Here is an 18420-nt window from a genome sequence, read left to right as displayed (position 1 = left end):
GCATGAATATTGAAGAATTCACTTCTGGTTTGGCGGAAAAAGGGATCTCCCTTTCTCCCCGTCAGCTGGAGCAATTTGAGCTGTATTACGACATGCTGGTTGAATGGAACGAAAAAATCAATCTGACTTCAATAACAGAGAAAAAAGAAGTGTATTTAAAGCATTTTTATGATTCCATTACAGCTGCTTTTTATGTCGACTTCAATCAGGTGAACACGATTTGTGATGTCGGAGCGGGAGCGGGTTTTCCAAGTCTGCCGATAAAAATATGCTTTCCGCACCTCAATGTCACAATCGTGGATTCACTGAATAAACGGATCACGTTTTTAGAAAAGTTATCTGAGGCTTTGCAATTGGAGAATACAACATTCTGCCATGACAGAGCTGAAACGTTCGGGCAACGGAAAGACGTGCGTGAAAGCTATGATATTGTGACAGCGCGAGCAGTTGCGAGATTATCTGTTTTGAGTGAGCTTTGCTTGCCTCTGGTGAAGAAAAACGGTTTATTTGTTGCTTTAAAAGCCGCATCAGCTGAAGAAGAACTGAATGCAGGCAAAAAAGCAATCACGACGCTTGGAGGAGAACTTGAGAATATCCATTCTTTTAAGCTGCCTATTGAAGAAAGCGATCGTAATATTATGGTGATACGCAAAATAAAAAATACACCTAAGAAGTATCCAAGAAAACCGGGAACTCCTAATAAATCGCCAATTGAAGGGTAATTTAGACAGCCTGATATGACAATACCATCATATTTTCATCAAAATTGATGGATGTACAGCAGGAAAAACCATGAGAAAATAGAATTATAAAAATGGCAGTTTTTAAAGGTGGTGTAGGTACATGAAGCATTCATTCTCTCGTTTCTTCGGGCTTGGTGAGAAGGAACAGGAGCCGGAGATTGCTGAACATGATACAAACAAAGAAGAGATTCTGGAAATACCGGTAAATGCTATCGTTCCCAACCGTTTTCAGCCACGCACCATTTTCTCAGATGAAAAAATCAAAGAGTTAGCAATGACCATTCATACACACGGCATTATTCAGCCGATTGTTGTTAGGCATACAGAAGAAGAAGGCCAATACGAACTCATTGCAGGTGAAAGACGCTGGAGAGCGGTGCAATCGCTTGAGTGGGAAAAGATTCCGGCAATTATTAAGGATTTTTCCGACACGGAAACCGCTTCTGTGGCGTTAATCGAAAACTTGCAGCGGGAAGAACTGTCTTCTATTGAGGAAGCGCATGCTTATGCTAGGCTGCTTGAGCTGCATGATTTAACACAGGAGGCACTCGCACAGCGCTTAGGAAAAGGGCAGTCTACAATCGCGAATAAGCTTCGGTTATTAAAGCTGCCTCAGCCGGTCCAAGAGGCGATTATGGAGAAGAAAATCACCGAGCGCCATGCCAGAGCACTGATTCCGCTGAAACAGCCTGAGCTCCAAGTCACACTGCTCACAGAGATTATTGAGAAAAGTTTAAATGTAAAGCAGACAGAAGACCGCGTGGTGAAAATGCTGGAGCAAGGCCAGAGAAAGCCAAAGCCGAGACGCAAAGCATTCAGCAGAGATACAAGAATTGCGATGAACACGATTCGCCAGTCACTATCAATGGTGGAAGACAGCGGTGTAAAATTGAATACGGAAGAAGAAGAATTTGAAGAATATATTCAATTAACGATTCGCATACCAAAATAGAAGCTCTCCTGAAAAGCAGGAGAGCTTTTTATATTTTTAATAAAAGGTAATCACTTACTTTTAGTGAATATTGTTATATTAGAATTCTTTTCTTTGAGCTTGTGGATAAATTCTTCAGATTTTTGCGGTGAAATCACTGCATGTCCCCATCCCCCCTGATAATATATTGTGATGGCATGGCGAGAGCCGATCAGACGAAAACCGGACCACAGTTTCTTTTTTTGAACGACTTTATCGATTTTTTCATAAGGAATTTGATGTTTGATCAATCCGGCTTTAATGATCAGATGGTGTTCCTTCAATACATATTTTAGGTCAATAAAGCTCCAAATGATGAGTCCATTTAAAAGAGTCAGCAGAATAAAAATGATCCAGCCGGAAACTCTTATATTTCCCAGCACAAAAGGAACAATGGCATCTGCTTGTATCAGTAATATGAGAAACACAACCATCAGCGTAACGGGTACATCTCTCTTCGTTTGATAAACCATTTTCTCACCATCCTGTTTCCACGTTCTGTACTGTGACTTCTTCTTTTTTTCTTTAAGAAATTCCTTTTTTAAGTCAAAAAAACATAGAAATTGCAGAATTTATAAGAGAAAGCATAAAGCGTGCTTGAATTTTCAATTATTTCCCTTCTGATTCGGAACAAAATGATGAAAAAAATGAAACGCTTTAATCTTTTTTTGATAGAATAGAAGCAAGATAGTACATGTTCATGTGAAAGTAGGTGACATCGTGGGAAAAATCATAGCAATTACGAACCAAAAAGGCGGGGTCGGCAAAACAACGACGTCTGTCAACCTTGGGGCATGTTTGGCTTACATAGGGAAAAGGGTTCTGCTGGTAGATATTGATCCGCAGGGAAATGCGACAAGCGGATTAGGGATTGAAAAAGCCGATGTAGAGCAGTGTGTGTACGATATTTTAGTAGATGATGCAGATGTAATAGATATTATTAAAGCAACGACAGTAGAGAACTTGGATGTGATTCCTGCGACGATTCAGCTTGCAGGGGCTGAGATCGAGCTGGTTCCTACAATATCAAGAGAAGTGAGATTGAAGAGAGCGCTTGAAGCAGTAAAGCAAAATTATGATTATATTATCATTGATTGTCCGCCGTCATTGGGCTTGCTGACGATTAACGCCCTTACAGCCTCGGATTCCGTTGTGATTCCTGTACAGTGCGAATATTATGCCTTGGAGGGTCTCAGCCAGTTATTAAATACAGTACGTCTTGTGCAAAAGCATTTGAATACTGATTTAATGATTGAAGGTGTATTGCTGACAATGCTTGATGCCCGGACAAACCTTGGCATTCAAGTGATTGAAGAGGTTAAAAAGTATTTTAGGGATAAAGTATATAAGACAGTTATTCCGCGTAATGTCCGTCTGAGTGAGGCACCGAGTCACGGAAAACCCATCATTTTATACGATCCGCGGTCAAGAGGTGCGGAAGTATATTTAGATTTAGCAAAGGAAGTGGCTGCGAATGGCTAAAGGCCTTGGAAAAGGGATTAATGCGTTATTTAATCAGGTAGATTTGTCTGAAGAGACAGTTGAAGAAATTAAAATTGCCGATTTACGCCCTAATCCTTATCAGCCAAGAAAACACTTTGATGACGAGGCATTAGCTGAACTAAAAGAATCTGTGTTGCAGCATGGCATTCTTCAGCCGCTTATCGTCAGAAAATCTTTAAAAGGCTATGATATTGTTGCGGGTGAACGGCGTTTTCGAGCGGCAAAGCTGGCAGGTTTAGATACAGTTCCGGCCATTGTCCGTGAATTATCAGAGGCGTTAATGAGGGAAATTGCTTTATTAGAAAACCTTCAGCGTGAAGATCTATCTCCGCTTGAAGAGGCTCAGGCATATGACTCCTTGCTGAAACACTTAGATCTCACGCAAGAGCAGCTTGCCAAACGTCTTGGAAAAAGCAGACCGCATATTGCGAATCATTTAAGACTGCTGACACTGCCAGAAAATATTCAGCAGCTTATTGCCGAAGGTACGCTTTCTATGGGACATGGACGCACGCTTCTTGGCTTAAAAAACAAAAATAAGCTTGAACCGCTGGTACAAAAAGTGATTGCGGAGCAGCTCAATGTTCGCCAGCTTGAGCAGCTGATTCAGCAGTTGAATCAGAATGTTCCACGTGAAACAAAGAAAAAAGAACCTGTGAAAGATGCGGTTCTAAAAGAACGAGAATCCTATCTCCAAAATTATTTTGGAACAACAGTTAATATTAAAAGACAGAAGAAAAAAGGCAAAATCGAAATTGAATTTTTCTCTAATGAAGACCTTGACCGGATTTTAGAGCTTTTGTCTGAACGAGAATCATAAATGATAAAACCATCTTTCAAACGAAGATGGTTTTTGTTTTATATGCGCCCAGTGAGCCTTTGCAGCGGGTTAATGCGTTCTTGCCTCCACTCTGTCCGATCTGTTAAACTCAAACCTTCCGCTAGAACATTTGCCATATTCATGACCAAGTTGAGTCTAGTATTTTGCAATACAAAATATTCCATGAAACCGCTCACATTCACGATTCCGTTAATATGAAGATCTCCCACTTCAGGAAGGTCTTTTTGTACACCGGCTCCGGGCTTTAATGGCCCGTCCCCGATTTGAAATGAACCCACACTCTTAACGCGGCCTAAGCATGCATCCACTGCTATAACAAATGGGTTTTTATGTAATTTATGAATGTCATTGATTTTATCCTTCATGTTCACAGCATGGACGGGGTCAGATAAGGTTCCGTAGACATGGAATCTGGTGAGCTGCATCTGTTTGAGTTTCATTCCTACGAGCGGGCCCAATGAATCACCGGTTGAACGGTCTGTTCCGATACAAACCACAACAATTGGTTTGCCGGCAGCTTTACGTAAGGATGAAGAAAGGATGGTTTGGATTTGTTTTGCCGCTGCAGCATCTGTATGTGAAACATATTGCTTTACTCGTTCCTGAGAGGAAAAAAGCCCGCCTTTTCGATTCATGGGTTTCACTTCCTTGTTATAGTAGGTAACAGAATTGCTATGGTGTGTGTTTCGTTATGTAAGGTTGTTTACAGTATATCCAGCAGTACGGTTTTTTATGCTTTGTGTATGACACCGGAGATTTTAAAAAAGTAGAGGTTATTATGAATGGTTAGTGGGTGAATTATAAATATTGTCCCCCATTGCCTCGATCATGATCAAGCTACGGTCTGCTTACAAAACACTTTATAGATAGGAATGGTTAATGAGGTTCATTCCTTCATTCCACTGCAAAATGATATATTTTTAGACTGCCTCCATCAGCAGTCTTTTTTATGTGTATTTCGTATGATAATTTCAGCTTGTGTTCAAATGTCTATGAAAATATGGCATGTTTGCTTTCCTTTATTTATATAGTAACAATAACGGGAACAAGCTGAACTTTGTCTATGAGGTGATAGTGTTGTGGAGAGCCGGAATGAAGTGGTTGCTGCTCATATTAGGGAGCCTGATCGGGGCCGGATATGCGAGCGGTCAGGAGATATGGCAGTTTTTTGGGGCGGAAAGCGGACTTGCTATTGTGCTGTTTACAATCATGTTCATTTTCTCGTCTTATATTGTGATGAAAATCAGTTTTAAGGTTCAATCCACTCATTTTCTGCCGGTTCTGGAGCATTTAATGGGGCCATGGCTGGCGAAAATTTATGATGTCCTCATCATTTTTTATTTGTTTTCGACGACTATGGTGATGATTGCCGGAGGCGGTGTGACCCTGCAAATGTACAAGCTTCCTTTCTGGTGGGGAATCACGCTGATTTGCATCGTGACAGTGTGTTTGTTTTTGTGGGATGTGAAAGGAATATTATCTATAAATAGTATTTTGATTCCTGTGTTAGTAGCGGGGCTTTTATATGCGCTGATCTCCTTTCAGAGCACACATCACCATACGTGGACGATTGATTTGTCCCAGCAGTATAACTGGCCTGCGAGCATTACGTTTACCTCTTTAAACATCCTTTCAGTTGTTGCGATTTTATCCTCTGTTGGGAAAGAGATGAAAGGGCTCGGAGAAGCAAAAATAGCAAGTGTGGCAAGCGGTCTTATTTTTGGCGTGATCTCATTTGTTTATAATGAAACGTTGGTGGAGCTGGCGGGCTCCCTTTCTCAGTTTGAAATACCACTGTTTGCCGTTCTGGAGGGTGCGCCTTATTTCCTTTTTTTATGTATGACGGCGGTGCTGTGCCTGGCGATTTACACGACGACGGTAGCAGGTTTGCTGGGGCTGTCCAGCCGGCTGATGGCGTTTATTCATATGCCTAGATGGATGATTGTGTTGATTTTGTTAATGTTAATGGTACCTTTTACTTCTTTCGGATTTTCTGATTTGATCGCGTTCTTGTATCCGATATATGGGATGCTCAATTTGTATTTGTTAGTTTGTCTGCTCTTATATCCTATTTTGAGTAAATGGAAATAAGAGGATGTATTTCTTTTCGGGTATCTTGATTGCTCTTATGATCAGTTTTTTTGTACAATAGATACAGCAGTTTAGGAAAAGAGGTGAAGGGTCTTGGCGGATAAAGACTTTGGCCTGAATGATATCGTAGAAATGAAAAAACCGCATCCATGCGGAGCGAACAGTTGGAAAATTATACGCATGGGAATGGATATTCGAATTAAGTGTGAGGGATGCTCTCACAGTGTTATGATTCCGAGAAGAGAATTTGAAAGAAAACTAAAAAAAGTACTAGTCAAGCATGAGGAGCCTACTTCATAAATAGGCCGACACTCATGCTTTTTCATATAGAAGGTAAGGAGAAGACGGCGATGAGCAAAGTGCATCAGTCGGCATGTCCGCTAAATTGTTGGGACAGCTGCGGCTTTTTGGTGACTGTTGATGATGGAAAGGTAACAAAAGTGGACGGAGATCCAAACCATCCGATTACGGAAGGTAAAATCTGCGGCCGCGGCAGAATGCTTGAGACAAAAACAAATTCTCCTGATCGGCTTCGCTATCCAATGAAAAAACAAAATGGCGAGTTTGTGCGGATTTCTTGGGAGCAGGCACTTGATGAAATTGCCGATAAACTTCGGGAAATCAAGGAAACGTCGGAGACGACTGCTGTTTTGCACAGCCATGATTATGCGAATAACGGTCTGTTAAAAGCGCTTGATCAGCGTTTTTTTAATGGATATGGAGGCGTGACTGAAATCGTCGGAAGCATATGCTGGGGCTCCGGCATCGAGGCGCAAAGCTGGGATTTTGGCCGTTCGTACGGTCACGGCCCGCTTGATATTTACAACAGCAAGCATGTTGTTGTGTGGGGAAGAAATGTATCCAGAACAAATATGCACTTATACCATCACTTGCAGCAGGTGAAAAAGAAGGGCGCCACGATTACGGTGATTGATCCGATCTTCAACCCGACTGCTAAGCTTGCTGACCGCTATATCTCTGTAAAGCCTGGAATGGACGGCTGGCTTGCGGCAGCCGTTTTGAAGGTTCTGATTGAGACGGGAAGAACGGATGAAACGTTTATTTCTGAGCATTCTGTCGGTTTTGATGATGTGAAAGAGCTTTTGAAAACTGTTTCTCTGGAAGAGTTTATTGTGAAAACAGAAACTTCTATGGAGGATCTGGAGTATCTGGCCGGTTTGTATGCTGATGGTCCGGTGTCTACTTTTATGGGGCTTGGCATGCAGCGATATAAAAACGGCGGCGGAACGATTCGTTGGATTGATGCACTCGTTGCGGCAAGCGGAAATGTCGGAATTAAGGGCGGCGGCGCGAATTTCGGAAATGTCCAGATTGGCGAGAGCTTTGCAAAAACAAAGCTGACGCTGCCGGAATTAAAAACAACATCACGTTCTTTTTCAATGATGACGCAGGCTGAAGAAGTGTTGACCGCTGCTGATCCTGCGATTGAGATGATTATTGTGACGTGCGGAAATCCGCTGACTCAGGTGCCGAATACAAATAAGGTGAGACAAGCTTTTGAAAAGATTCCCATGACGGTTGCGATTGATTCCATTATGACAGATACCGCAAAGCTGTGTGATTATGTTTTGCCGACTGCCACTGTTTTTGAAGAAGAAGATATCTACTATTCCAGTATGTATCATCATTATGTTCAGTACGGGAAGAAGCTTGTGGAGCCGCAGGGTGAAGCGAAGTCGGACAGCTGGATCTGGTCAGAGCTTGCAAAACGCCTTGGATTTGGCGAGCTGTTTGAATACAGCACTCAAGAATTTTTAGAGATGGGGCTTTCTTCATTGGAAGCAGAGGGTGTGACACTCGAGCGTTTAAAAGAAAAAGGCCACCTCCCTCTTCCAGTAAAACAGGTGCCGTGGGATGATTATCAGTTTTTGACGCCGAGTGGAAAATTTGAATTTACTTCGTCGCTAGCTGAGCAAAAGGGATTTAGCGGCTCGCTTCAATTAAATGTGCCCGAAGAATCTGTTTTCCATAATGAGGAGTTAGCTGAAAAGTACCCTTATACGCTGTTATCCATTCATCCGCAGCGTTCCAACCATTCACAGCATGTGCCGTTTATTGAAAAGCTTCAGCACGTTCAGGTTGATATTTCTCCAGATATAGCGGCTGAGCAGAATCTTCAGGATGGAGACGAGGTTGTCATCTTTAATGACCGCGGACGCTTGAAGGGCAAGGTGAAAGTGATGAAGCAGGCTCATGCGAAGACGATTAATATAGATGAAGGCATGTGGGCGGCTTTTGGAGGGTCAGTCAATGCACTGACAAATGATACAAATTCTGATAATGGAATGGGAAGTACGCTTTTTGACTGTTTAGTAGGCTTGAAAAAAGCATAATCAAAGGGATTGGCAGGCTGAAAATGCTTTTTTGTCAGCTTGTCTTTTCCAGTGAACCTCCTTATAATTGCTCTAGGTTCAAAATACGCTCATACAATGACGGTTTTATATAGAGGAGATGAAAGAATGGCTTTAACAGCTGGAATTGTTGGTTTGCCGAACGTCGGAAAATCAACACTATTTAACGCAATTACACAGGCCGGTGCCGAATCAGCCAACTACCCGTTCTGTACAATTGATCCGAACGTGGGAATTGTAGAGGTGCCGGATGATCGTCTGCAAAAGCTGACTGAGCTGGTCAACCCGAAGAAGACTGTGCCGACTGCTTTTGAATTCACTGATATTGCAGGGATTGTAAAGGGCGCATCTAAAGGAGAAGGACTCGGCAACAAGTTCCTATCTCATATTCGCCAAGTTGACGCGATTTGCCACGTTGTCCGTGCTTTTTCCGATGACAACATTACACACGTTTCCGGAAAGGTTGATCCGATTGATGACATTGAAACGATCAACCTTGAGCTGATCCTCGCTGATATGGAAACGGTTGAAAAGCGGATTACACGCGTCAGCAAGCTTGCGAAGCAAAAAGATAAAGACGCTGTATTTGAGTTTGAGATTTTATCTAAACTGAAAGAAGCGTTTGAGAGTGAAAAGCCTGCTCGATCTGTAGAATTCACTGAAGAGCAGCAAAAGCTTGTGAAGCAGCTCCATTTACTGACTTCGAAGCCTATTTTGTACGTGGCCAACGTAAGTGAAGATGAAGTTGCTGATCCATCTGGCAATGAAAATGTAGCGAAGATTCGCGAGTACGCTGCCGGCGAAAACGCAGAAGTTATCGTTGTGTGTGCAAAAATCGAATCCGAAATCGCTGAGCTTGAAGGCGAAGAAAAGCAAATGTTCTTGGAAGAGCTGGGCATTCAAGAATCAGGTCTTGATCAGCTGATCAAAGCGTCTTACTCTCTTCTCGGCCTCGCAACATATTTCACAGCCGGAGAACAGGAAGTCAGAGCTTGGACATTCAAAAAAGGCATGAAAGCCCCTGAGTGTGCAGGAATTATTCATAGTGACTTTGAGCGGGGCTTCATTCGTGCTGAGACAGTTGCTTATGAGGATCTTCTTGCGGGCGGCGGTATGGCAGGAGCTAAAGAGGCAGGAAAAGTCCGCCTTGAAGGGAAAGAATATGTGGTCCAAGACGGAGATGTTATTCATTTCCGATTTAATGTATAGGATGCAGTTGTAAAGGGACAAGAGCTTTGGTATAATATAAAATTGTGAGTAATAGAATTATTGCTCCTTGCCCATTATGGGCCGCTTAGTCCAAAAGGAGGTGCAAACAGATGAGAAAGTACGAAGTTATGTACATTATCCGCCCAAACATTGACGAAGAGTCTAAAAAAGCAGTTATCGAGCGTTTCAACAACGTTCTGACTTCTAACGGTGCGGAGATCACTGGAACAAAGGATTGGGGTAAACGTCGTCTTGCTTACGAAATCAACGATTTCCGCGACGGTTTCTACCAAATCGTAAACGTTCAATCTGACGCTGCGGCAGTTCAAGAATTTGACCGTCTAGCTAAGATCAGTGACGATATCATTCGCCACATTGTTGTTAAAGAAGAAGAATAAGCAATTTTGAAATATATAATGGTAAAAGGTGGTCTTTCTTATGCTTAACCGAGTTGTATTAGTCGGAAGACTGACAAAAGACCCAGAGCTTCGTTATACGCCAAACGGTGCGGCTGTTGCTACGTTTACTCTTGCTGTGAATCGTACATTTACGAACCAGTCCGGAGAACGTGAGGCCGATTTCATTAATTGTGTCACTTGGAGAAGACAAGCCGAAAACGTTGCAAACTTCTTGAAAAAAGGAAGCCTTGCAGGCGTAGATGGCCGTTTACAAACAAGAAACTATGAAAACCAGCAAGGACAGCGTGTCTTCGTGACAGAGGTCCAAGCTGAAAGTGTTCAATTTCTTGAGCCGAAAAACGGCGGCGGTTCTGGTTCAGGTGGATACAACGAAGGAAACAGCGGCGGAGGCCAGTACTTTGGCGGAGGCCAAAATGATAATCCATTTGGGGGAAATCAAAACAACCAGAGACGCAATCAGGGGAACAGCTTTAATGATGACCCATTTGCCAACGACGGCAAACCGATTGACATCTCGGATGATGATCTTCCATTCTAATGTGATTATCGCCTAAAATGAAAAAGAAAGGAGGGAAATGACAATGGCAGGAGGACGCAGAGGCGGTCGTGCGAAACGCCGTAAAGTGTGTTATTTCACTTCTAACGGTATCACGCACATCGACTACAAAGATGTAGATCTTCTTAAAAAGTTTGTTTCTGAGCGCGGTAAAATTTTACCACGTCGTGTAACTGGAACAAACGCTAAATACCAACGTAAATTGACTGCAGCGATCAAACGCGCACGTCAAATGGCTTTACTTCCATACGTAAGCGGTGAGTAAGCTGATACGTAAAGAGCAAGGACCTTCGGGTTCTTGCTCTTTTTTATAGGGGGGAGGATGAAACATGAAGTTGATTTCATGGAATGTAAACGGCCTGCGGGCTGTGATGAGAAAAATGGATTTCCTCTCTTATTTGAAAGAAGAGGATGCAGATATTATATGTCTTCAGGAAACGAAGATACAGGACGGCCAGGTTGATCTCCAGCCTGAAGGCTATCATGTGTACTGGAATTATGCAGTGAAAAAAGGATATTCCGGCACAGCTGTTTTTTCTAAGCAAGAACCGTTGCAGGTCATCTACGGTATCGGAGTAGAAGAGCATGACCAAGAAGGCAGAGTGATTACGCTGGAATTTGAAAACGTGTTTGTAATGACTGTTTACACGCCCAATTCCAGAAGGGGATTAGAGCGGATTGATTACCGCATGCAATGGGAAGAGGCCTTATTGTCTTATATTCTTGAATTGGATCAGAAAAAACCAGTGATTTTATGCGGTGATTTGAATGTAGCCCATCAGGAGATTGATTTGAAAAATCCAAAGGCGAACCGGAATAATGCTGGATTTTCAGATCAAGAAAGAGAGGCATTCACTCGTTTCTTAGAAGCTGGCTTTGTTGATTCTTTTCGTCATGTTTATCCTGATCTTGAAGGCGCTTATTCCTGGTGGTCGTATCGTGCCGGCGCCCGGGACAGAAATATTGGATGGCGGATTGATTATTTTGTTGTTTCTGAAAGCCTTAAGGAACAGATTGAAGATGCCAGCATATCAGCGGACGTCATGGGTTCCGACCATTGTCCTGTTGAACTTATCATCAATATATGATGAGATAGCAGTAAGGATTTTACACTTACTGCTTTTTTTTATATGAAAAGGAGAAAGAGATGGCAAATATAAAAGAGATCGCAAGACTGGCAAATGTATCTGTTTCGACTGTCTCGCGTGTATTGAATCATCATCCGTATGTATCTGAAGAAAAGAGAAAGCTTGTTCATCAAGTCATGAAGGATTTGGATTATACACCAAATCGAACCGCAATCGATCTCATTCGCGGGAAAACCCATACGGTCGGTGTGATTCTGCCTTATAGCGATCATCCCTGCTTTGATAAAATCGTTAACGGAATCACCAAGGCGGCTTTTCAGCATGAGTATGCAACGACCCTTCTCCCCACCAATTATAACCCCGATATTGAAATCAAATATTTAGAGCTGTTAAGAACGAAGAAAATAGACGGTCTCATCATTACTTCCCGCGCCAATCATTGGGACAGCATTTTAGCTTATCAGGAATATGGGCCGGTCATCGCTTGTGAGGAAACCGGAGACATTGATGTCCCTTGTGCTTTTAATGACAGAAAAACTGCTTATGCAGAGAGCTTTCGCTATTTAAAGAGCCGCGGGCATGAGAATATTGCTTTTACGTGTGTCAGAGAAGCTGATAGGAGCCCGAGCACGGCTGATAAAGCTGCGGCCTATAAAGCTATCTGCGGAAGGTTGGAAGACCACCATATGCTGTCCGGATGCAACGATATGAATGATGGTGAGCTGGCAGCTGAACATTTTTATATGAGCGGGCGGGTTCCGACTGCTATTTATGCAAATAGTGATGAAGTGGCAGCTGGAATTCATCTATTTGCCAAAAAGAATAATTGGGACGTTGAAATCATAGGCGAGGGGAATACTTCTATCAGCCGTGTTCTTGGTTTTCCGTCGCTTGATTTGAATCTTGAGCAGCTCGGCATCGCAGCATTTTCTCTATTTTTGCAGGATGAACCCGCTGATATCAAAATTCAGCATAAATTTAAGAAAAAAGCTTGAACTGAAATGCATTTCATACCTTATAACTTCATTGAAGGTGAAGGAGGAGGAAGAAATGCAGATTGAACATATAGCGGTCTGGGTCAATGACTTAGAGCGAATGAAGTCTTTTTATGAAACGTATTTTAATGGCGAAGCGAATGATTTGTATCATAATGAGAAAAAAGATTTTAAGTCTTATTTTATTACGTTTGGTTCCGGAGCAAGGCTGGAAATTATGAAAAAAGGGAATGTGACCGATCCGCCCTCACAAACAATGACAGGCTGGGCACATATTGCCTTTTCCGTTGGGAGCCGGGAGAAAGTTGACGAACTGACTGACCGATTGAAGGCGGATGGTTTCGCAGTAGTAAACGGCCCGAGGACAACAGGAGACGGCTACTATGAAAGTGTGATTGAGGATGATGAAGGAAATTTGATCGAGATTACAATCTGACATGGAGTGACTTAAATGCTGAGGACAGAAAAAGAAAAAATGGCAGCCGGAGAATTATACAATTCGGAAGATCAACAACTATTACTAGAACGCAAGCATGCGAGACAGCTGATTAGACAATATAACGAAACACCGGAAGATGATATAGTGCGGACAGAGCTTTTGAAGGAGCTGCTCGGTTCGGTTGGGGATCAAGTCACGATTTTGCCGACATTCCGCTGTGATTATGGCTATCATATTCATATCGGAGATCATACATTTGTTAATTTTGACTGTGTCATTTTAGATGTGTGTGAGGTGCGTATCGGCCGTCATTGTTTGATTGCGCCAGGTGTACATATCTACACGGCCGGTCATCCTCTTGATCCGATCGAAAGGAAATCCGGGAAGGAGTTCGGTAAGCCTGTGACAATTGGAGATCAAGTTTGGATTGGAGGCCGGGCGGTGATTAACCCGGGAGTGACAATCGGTGATAACGCAGTGATTGCTTCTGGATCTGTTGTCACTAAGGATGTACCCGCTAATACTGTTGTAGGCGGAAACCCCGCAAGGATTTTGAAGCAATTGTAATGAGATCAGTGCGGCAGATCCGCACTGACTTTTTTAAATCTGTTTTGCATTCGTATTAGGACCGAAGAAGATTAACAGCAAGGAGCATGCGAGCCAACAGCCCCCAATAAATAAGAAGACGCTGATATAGCCGAGCTGAACGGCAATAAATCCGACAAGCAATGAGCCAAAAATGTTTGAAAAACGGCCAAGACCATAGGCTAAACCGCTGCCAGACGAGCGGTATTCAGTCGGATAAGGTTCAGATGTATAGGCGTATAAGTTCGAGGTAAAGACCCGTTCTGTGATATTCACGATAAAACCAAATACAATGATCATGATGGGAATAAAAGTCATACCATATAAGAGCCCGGCGATGGCCGTCAGAAACGCACTCGCAGCTAAAATCCATTTTCTTTGAAATCTTTCGGAAATCATGGAGCCGAGCAGTGCGCCAAGCGGAGCGCCGACGGAATGCAATACGTTATACCATAATGTATTTTCCATGGTTACGCCATTACTTTTTAGCAGGCTTGGAACCCATGAAGCAAATCCGTAAAACCCAAACGTTTCAAAAATCCATACAGCAGATAATACGATGGTGATTTTGAGGTTTCTGCCTTTCAATAAGCCTGCGTAACCTGCATTCTGCTTAACAGTTTCGCTTACTTTAGGCTGGGATGCTGCCGGAAGCGGGCCTTTCTCCTTTTCAACCTGTTCTTCAATTCGGGTGAGGATCGCATCGGCTTTCGTATATTCCCCGCGATTTTCGTGCCAGCGAGGTGACTCTTCCAGACGGCGGATGAAGAAAAAATAAATAAGGCCGACGGCACCCCATACAAACACAAGCCTCCATCCCCATGAACCAAGAGGAATGACAAAGGCAGACACAATGTTGGTGATCGGAACCCCAATCAATCCAATCATGGCACAAAAAGAAATATATTTTCCACGTACACTTGAAGGGAAAAATTCCGCCAAATAGCTATTCGTAATGACCATGGCGGCTGCAACGCCAAATCCGGTGAGGAAACGGAATGTCATTAAAGATGGAATGTCCCATGCCGCAGCATTGCATAGCGATGCGATTGAGAAAACAAAGACAAATAGATTTAAGGCTTTTTTGCGGCCGATTCGATCGGACAGCCGTCCGCCCAGTGAAGCGCCTAAAAACATGCCTAAAAACGAAGCAGCCGTTACGTTAGCAATAGTTGAAAGTGGGATGCCCCAATGTTCAATCAGTGCCGGCGCTACATTGCTGAGGGTAAATAAATCTGCGAGATCAAAGAAATAAACAATGCCGAGAGCGGTTAACACTTGGAAATGAACGCGTGAAATCGGAAGGCGGTCTAAACGATTCGCTACGTTTGAGAAAGGATGTGTATTCTTTTGTTTGAAGATCGTATTCATAAAAAACCCCCTTTTAAGTAGTAAGAAAAGACTGAAAATTCTCCTCTTGGGACTATTATAAGTATCTTGGTTCATTGGCAACAGAGTTCAAATCACTAGATGGAAGAACTAAATTCACACTTTATATTTTAATTTTGCTTAAAAGATTTCCAAAACAGTAGATTCATAGACCAATTTATGCAAATATATAGTAATATTCTCATTGAAAGGAAGAGACATAGAAGGAATGAATTCATTTATCCGTCCTATAGAAGGAAACAATACATTGTGGAGATATTTTTTCGCTTTTTTGGTGATGGTAGGGTTATATGTATTCGGGAATATAGCTTACCTTTTCGCTATACTGTTCACGGTTATTGTGAATCCCAATATCACGTTTGATTTGGATGAAGCTGTGTTGAGTGATCCTCTCGTAGATCTTTATTTGTCCCATGTGATTTATTTATTCGCCATTCCGGGAGTTTGGCTGGCTGTGCGCTTTATTTTGAAGCGGCCTTTCCGAACGGTGATAACACCAAATTCAAAGATGAATTGGCGGAGAATTTCCTTTGGTTTTATTGCTTATTTCTTGCTAATGATCGCCGTACAATTGATTGATTTTGTGATTCATCCTGATAGCTATTCAATGCAAGAGTTTAATGCATCACGATTTATCTGGCTGCTAGCGGCTGCCCTCATTTTGGTTCCGATTCAGACATCAGCTGAGGAACTATTTTTCAGGGGATTTTTGCTTCAAGCTTTCGGGAGATTGACGAAAAATCCTCTATTTTTGACACTGATTGTCGGAGGATTGTTTGGCGTATTGCATTTTGCGAATCCAGAAATGAACAACGGCGCTGTCTGGGCAGGAATTGAGTATTTAACATTTGGTTTTGTGTGGACCTATTACACGATTAAAACTGGAAGCATCGAAATATCACTTGGCGCCCATGCCGCGAATAATATGTTTTTGTGTATGTTTATTACAGAAAAAAACAGTGTGTATGGAGGAATTCCTTCTCTGTTTACCGTTACGCGGGGGAACCCGATGTGGGAGGCTTTCTTTACGATAGCGGTCAACCTTGTGTTTGCGGGGATCGCTTTATGGTACCATAAGAAATCAAAAAGTAAGCAGCAAGGGTCTTAATCCCTGCTGCTTATTAACGTGTGGATCGCTTCTTCGATATTCGTTGTCGGCTGCTGGCAGGCGAAGTTTTCACAAATATAAACGGTTGTTTTGCCGTCTATGATGCGGTAGTCTGCAGCGAATGGCGCAATGTCTTTGCATTGATCAGGATGCTCTGCTACCAGAATGGAGTCGTTGGGCTTAAAGGCTTTTTGAAGCTCCGCTATGATTTGTTTTCTGGCTGGATCGTCTGCGCTGCCAAAAATCACGATTTCTTTCTTAGGCATCAGATGCCTTAACACACTTTGCATAAAGAAAGCATGGCCGCTCGGATACGCGTCGATGTCTGGCTTGAACACGGAAAACATCGTTTCCGCTTTTTCGATCAGTGATAAGTCGCCGGTGACTTGCCCGAGACGTAGCAGCTGAACAGCTGCCACACTGTTTCCTGAAGGCACGGCGCCGTCGTACACTTCTTTTTCCCGTACGATTAAGGCTTCTGCATCGTGTCCGGTGAAGTAGAATCCGCCATGCTCCTCATCCCAAAATAAGCTGATCATATCGTCTGTCAGTTTCTTCGCTTTTTGTAAATAAGAAAGATCAAACGAAGCTTCATAGAGATCCAGATAAGCCCATAGGAGAAAAGCGTAATCGTCGATAAAGCCTTTGTTTTTCACTTCGCCATCACGATATCGGACCATCACACGGCCGTCGATGATTAATTTGTTTTCAATAAATGTGATGGCGTCTTTCGCTAGGCTGAGATATTTCGGCTCCTGGTATACCTTTGCCGCTTTCGCAAGACCCGCGATCATCAGCGCGTTCCATGAGGTCAGCACTTTATCATCGACATGCGGATAGGTTCTTTCCTCGCGTGTCTTCAAGAGCTGCTGTCTTGCGTCTTCGAGTTTGAGGCTGAGCTCTTTTTCGGTTAACCCGGCATCCTCTTTGATTTGTTCTCGCTTTGTGTGAATGAGGTTAGGAATATTTTTGCCTTCAAAGTTTCCTTCTTCAGTGATGTCATACACTTGGCAATACAGCGTTCCGAGATCGTCCCCGAGCGTTTTCAGAATCTCTTCCTTTGACCACACGTAGTACTTTCCTTCTTCTCCTTCTGTATCCGCGTCTAAAGCAGAGAAAAAGCTTCCGTCTTCATGGGCCATTTCCCGCTGAATGAACGTAATGATCTGCTCACAAATCTCTTTATAGCGGCTGTTTTGCGTGACCTGGTAGGCTTCGGTATAAGCGGTCAGCAGCAGCGCATTGTCGTACAGCATTTTTTCAAAGTGGGGAACGAGCCACTCGTCATCGGTCGAATAGCGTGCAAACCCATAGCCGATATGATCGTAAATGCCGCCATTCGCCATGCTGTCCAGCGTTTTCGTCACGTTGTATAAAGCGTTCTCCTGCCCCGTATTGTGATGATAACGAAGCAAATACATCAGCATATGGGGCATCGGAAATTTCGGTGCCTGCCCGAAACCGCCGTAGATCGTATCAAACCCGCTGGCAAGCTGCTGGAATGTCCGGTGAATCGCTGACTCGCTAAGGCCTTCGCCTGATTTGGCGGCTGTTTTGGTCTGTAAATGTTTAGCGGCGTTCTCCGCAATATCCTCGACATGCTCGCGGTCGTTCGCAAACGTCTCAGACAGATGCTCAAGCACATCAACAAAACCAGGACGATTGAATTTGCTCGTCTTTGGAAAATATGTACCCGCGTAAAACGGCTTTTGATCAGGCGTAATAAACACATTCAGCGGCCAGCCGCCCTGCCCGGTCATCAGCTGGCAGATTCTCATATAAACAGAATCCACATCAGGCCGCTCTTCCCGGTCGACTTTAATCGCCACAAACCGTTCATTGAGAAGACGCGCGATTTCTTCGTCTTCAAAGCTTTCGTGAGCCATCACGTGGCACCAATGACAAGTCGAATAACCGATGCTGACCAGAACCGGCTTGTTTTCACGTGTTGCTTTTTCAAATGCTTCTTCCCCCCACGGGAACCAGTCCACAGGGTTGTGGGCGTGTTGGAGTAAATATGGTGATTTCTCATTAATTAATCTATTGGGTTTACTTTTGTTTGGCATGGGATCACCTTCTTCCTATAATTAGTGTATATTTAACTTAACACAT

General features: G+C 43.2%; 20 protein-coding genes. 16 read left to right on the top strand and 4 right to left on the bottom strand.

Annotation, left to right across the window (positions count from 1 at the left end; translation table 11 throughout):
* The first annotated feature begins 2 nt into the window (after positions 1–2).
* Both rsmG and noc read left to right on the top strand, forming a co-directional pair.
* Positions 3–722, top strand: coding sequence for a 16S rRNA (guanine(527)-N(7))-methyltransferase RsmG (gene rsmG, locus MHH82_RS36745; protein WP_015250777.1), 720 nt, complete (start codon positions 3–5; stop codon positions 720–722).
* Between the two features lie 121 nt (positions 723–843).
* Positions 844–1695 carry a nucleoid occlusion protein gene (noc, locus tag MHH82_RS36740; RefSeq protein ID WP_003226829.1) on the top strand — a complete coding sequence of 284 codons (852 nt, stop codon included), beginning with the start codon at positions 844–846 and terminating at the stop codon, positions 1693–1695.
* A 50-nt stretch (positions 1696–1745) separates the two neighbouring features.
* Here the strand turns inward: noc and MHH82_RS36735 are convergent, their stop codons facing one another.
* Positions 1746–2186, bottom strand: a complete 441-nt coding sequence (locus MHH82_RS36735; RefSeq protein ID WP_072175420.1) for a PH domain-containing protein — start codon at positions 2184–2186, stop codon at positions 1746–1748.
* 247 nt (positions 2187–2433) lie between these two features.
* Here MHH82_RS36735 and soj point away from each other — a divergent pair, with 247 nt between their 5' ends.
* Together soj and spo0J are read left to right on the top strand one after the other, a co-directional pair.
* The gene (gene soj / locus MHH82_RS36730; RefSeq protein WP_003219244.1) at positions 2434–3195 is read left to right on the top strand and encodes a sporulation initiation inhibitor protein Soj; all 762 of its coding nucleotides are present in this window, start codon (positions 2434–2436) and stop codon (positions 3193–3195) included.
* A complete protein-coding gene (gene spo0J, locus MHH82_RS36725) occupies positions 3188–4036 on the top strand; it encodes a stage 0 sporulation protein Spo0J (protein ID WP_003226832.1) in 849 nt (282 codons plus the stop codon). Before soj ends, spo0J begins: the two co-directional genes overlap by 8 nt.
* 38 nt (positions 4037–4074) lie before the next feature.
* Here the strand turns inward: spo0J and yyaC are convergent, their stop codons facing one another.
* Positions 4075–4692, bottom strand: a complete 618-nt coding sequence (yyaC, locus tag MHH82_RS36720) for a spore protease YyaC (protein ID WP_003226834.1) — start codon at positions 4690–4692, stop codon at positions 4075–4077.
* 439 nt (positions 4693–5131) lie between these two features.
* On the opposite strand from yyaC, the gene MHH82_RS36715 reads away from it, so the two are divergent.
* The 11 genes from MHH82_RS36715 to MHH82_RS36665 all read left to right on the top strand — a co-directional run bounded on the left by MHH82_RS36715 (position 5132) and on the right by MHH82_RS36665 (position 13793).
* Positions 5132–6148 carry a YkvI family membrane protein gene (locus MHH82_RS36715; RefSeq protein ID WP_072175425.1) on the top strand — a complete coding sequence of 339 codons (1017 nt, stop codon included), beginning with the start codon at positions 5132–5134 and terminating at the stop codon, positions 6146–6148.
* 93 nt (positions 6149–6241) lie between these two features.
* Complete coding sequence (locus MHH82_RS36710) at positions 6242–6448, top strand: DUF951 domain-containing protein (protein ID WP_003226838.1); 207 nt, start codon at positions 6242–6244, stop codon at positions 6446–6448.
* A gap of 50 nt (positions 6449–6498) precedes the next feature.
* Positions 6499–8502, top strand: coding sequence for a molybdopterin-dependent oxidoreductase (locus MHH82_RS36705; RefSeq protein ID WP_015715077.1), 2004 nt, complete (start codon positions 6499–6501; stop codon positions 8500–8502).
* Positions 8503–8628: 126 nt separating this feature from the next.
* Positions 8629–9729 carry a redox-regulated ATPase YchF gene (gene ychF / locus MHH82_RS36700; protein ID WP_003242727.1) on the top strand — a complete coding sequence of 367 codons (1101 nt, stop codon included), beginning with the start codon at positions 8629–8631 and terminating at the stop codon, positions 9727–9729.
* Positions 9730–9839: 110 nt separating this feature from the next.
* A complete protein-coding gene (gene rpsF / locus MHH82_RS36695) occupies positions 9840–10127 on the top strand; it encodes a 30S ribosomal protein S6 (RefSeq protein ID WP_003244064.1) in 288 nt (95 codons plus the stop codon).
* A 40-nt stretch (positions 10128–10167) separates the two neighbouring features.
* Positions 10168–10686 (top strand): single-stranded DNA-binding protein SsbA, encoded by a 519-nt coding sequence (gene ssbA, locus MHH82_RS36690; protein WP_003219228.1) that lies wholly within the window; start codon positions 10168–10170, stop codon positions 10684–10686.
* Positions 10687–10729: 43 nt separating this feature from the next.
* The gene (rpsR, locus tag MHH82_RS36685) at positions 10730–10969 is read left to right on the top strand and encodes a 30S ribosomal protein S18 (protein ID WP_003219224.1); all 240 of its coding nucleotides are present in this window, start codon (positions 10730–10732) and stop codon (positions 10967–10969) included.
* Positions 10970–11033: 64 nt separating this feature from the next.
* Positions 11034–11792, top strand: a complete 759-nt coding sequence (gene xth, locus MHH82_RS36680; protein WP_015250782.1) for an exodeoxyribonuclease III — start codon at positions 11034–11036, stop codon at positions 11790–11792.
* A gap of 59 nt (positions 11793–11851) precedes the next feature.
* Positions 11852–12787: a transcriptional regulator CcpB gene (gene ccpB, locus MHH82_RS36675; protein ID WP_015715076.1), complete on the top strand. Its 936-nt coding sequence runs from the start codon at positions 11852–11854 to the stop codon at positions 12785–12787.
* A gap of 55 nt (positions 12788–12842) precedes the next feature.
* Positions 12843–13223: a VOC family protein gene (locus MHH82_RS36670; protein WP_015715075.1), complete on the top strand. Its 381-nt coding sequence runs from the start codon at positions 12843–12845 to the stop codon at positions 13221–13223.
* A 15-nt stretch (positions 13224–13238) separates the two neighbouring features.
* A complete protein-coding gene (locus MHH82_RS36665) occupies positions 13239–13793 on the top strand; it encodes a sugar O-acetyltransferase (RefSeq protein WP_015250785.1) in 555 nt (184 codons plus the stop codon).
* Between the two features lie 33 nt (positions 13794–13826).
* Here the strand turns inward: MHH82_RS36665 and MHH82_RS36660 are convergent, their stop codons facing one another.
* On the bottom strand, positions 13827–15182 hold the full coding sequence (locus MHH82_RS36660) for an MFS transporter (protein ID WP_041850266.1): 1356 nt from the start codon (positions 15180–15182) through the stop codon (positions 13827–13829).
* A 226-nt stretch (positions 15183–15408) separates the two neighbouring features.
* Between MHH82_RS36660 and MHH82_RS36655 the strand changes: the two genes are divergently transcribed.
* Positions 15409–16308: a CPBP family intramembrane glutamic endopeptidase gene (locus tag MHH82_RS36655; protein ID WP_032724963.1), complete on the top strand. Its 900-nt coding sequence runs from the start codon at positions 15409–15411 to the stop codon at positions 16306–16308.
* Here the strand turns inward: MHH82_RS36655 and MHH82_RS36650 are convergent.
* Positions 16305–18374 carry a thioredoxin domain-containing protein gene (locus tag MHH82_RS36650; protein ID WP_041850267.1) on the bottom strand — a complete coding sequence of 690 codons (2070 nt, stop codon included), beginning with the start codon at positions 18372–18374 and terminating at the stop codon, positions 16305–16307. The two genes, MHH82_RS36655 and MHH82_RS36650, sit on opposite strands and share 4 nt — an antisense overlap.
* Positions 18375–18420: the final 46 nt, after the last annotated feature.

Source organism: Bacillus sp. FSL K6-6540, from assembly GCF_038007545.1.
The sequence above is the reverse complement of the archived record's forward strand: the minus strand, read 5'-3'. Positions and strand labels throughout refer to the sequence as shown.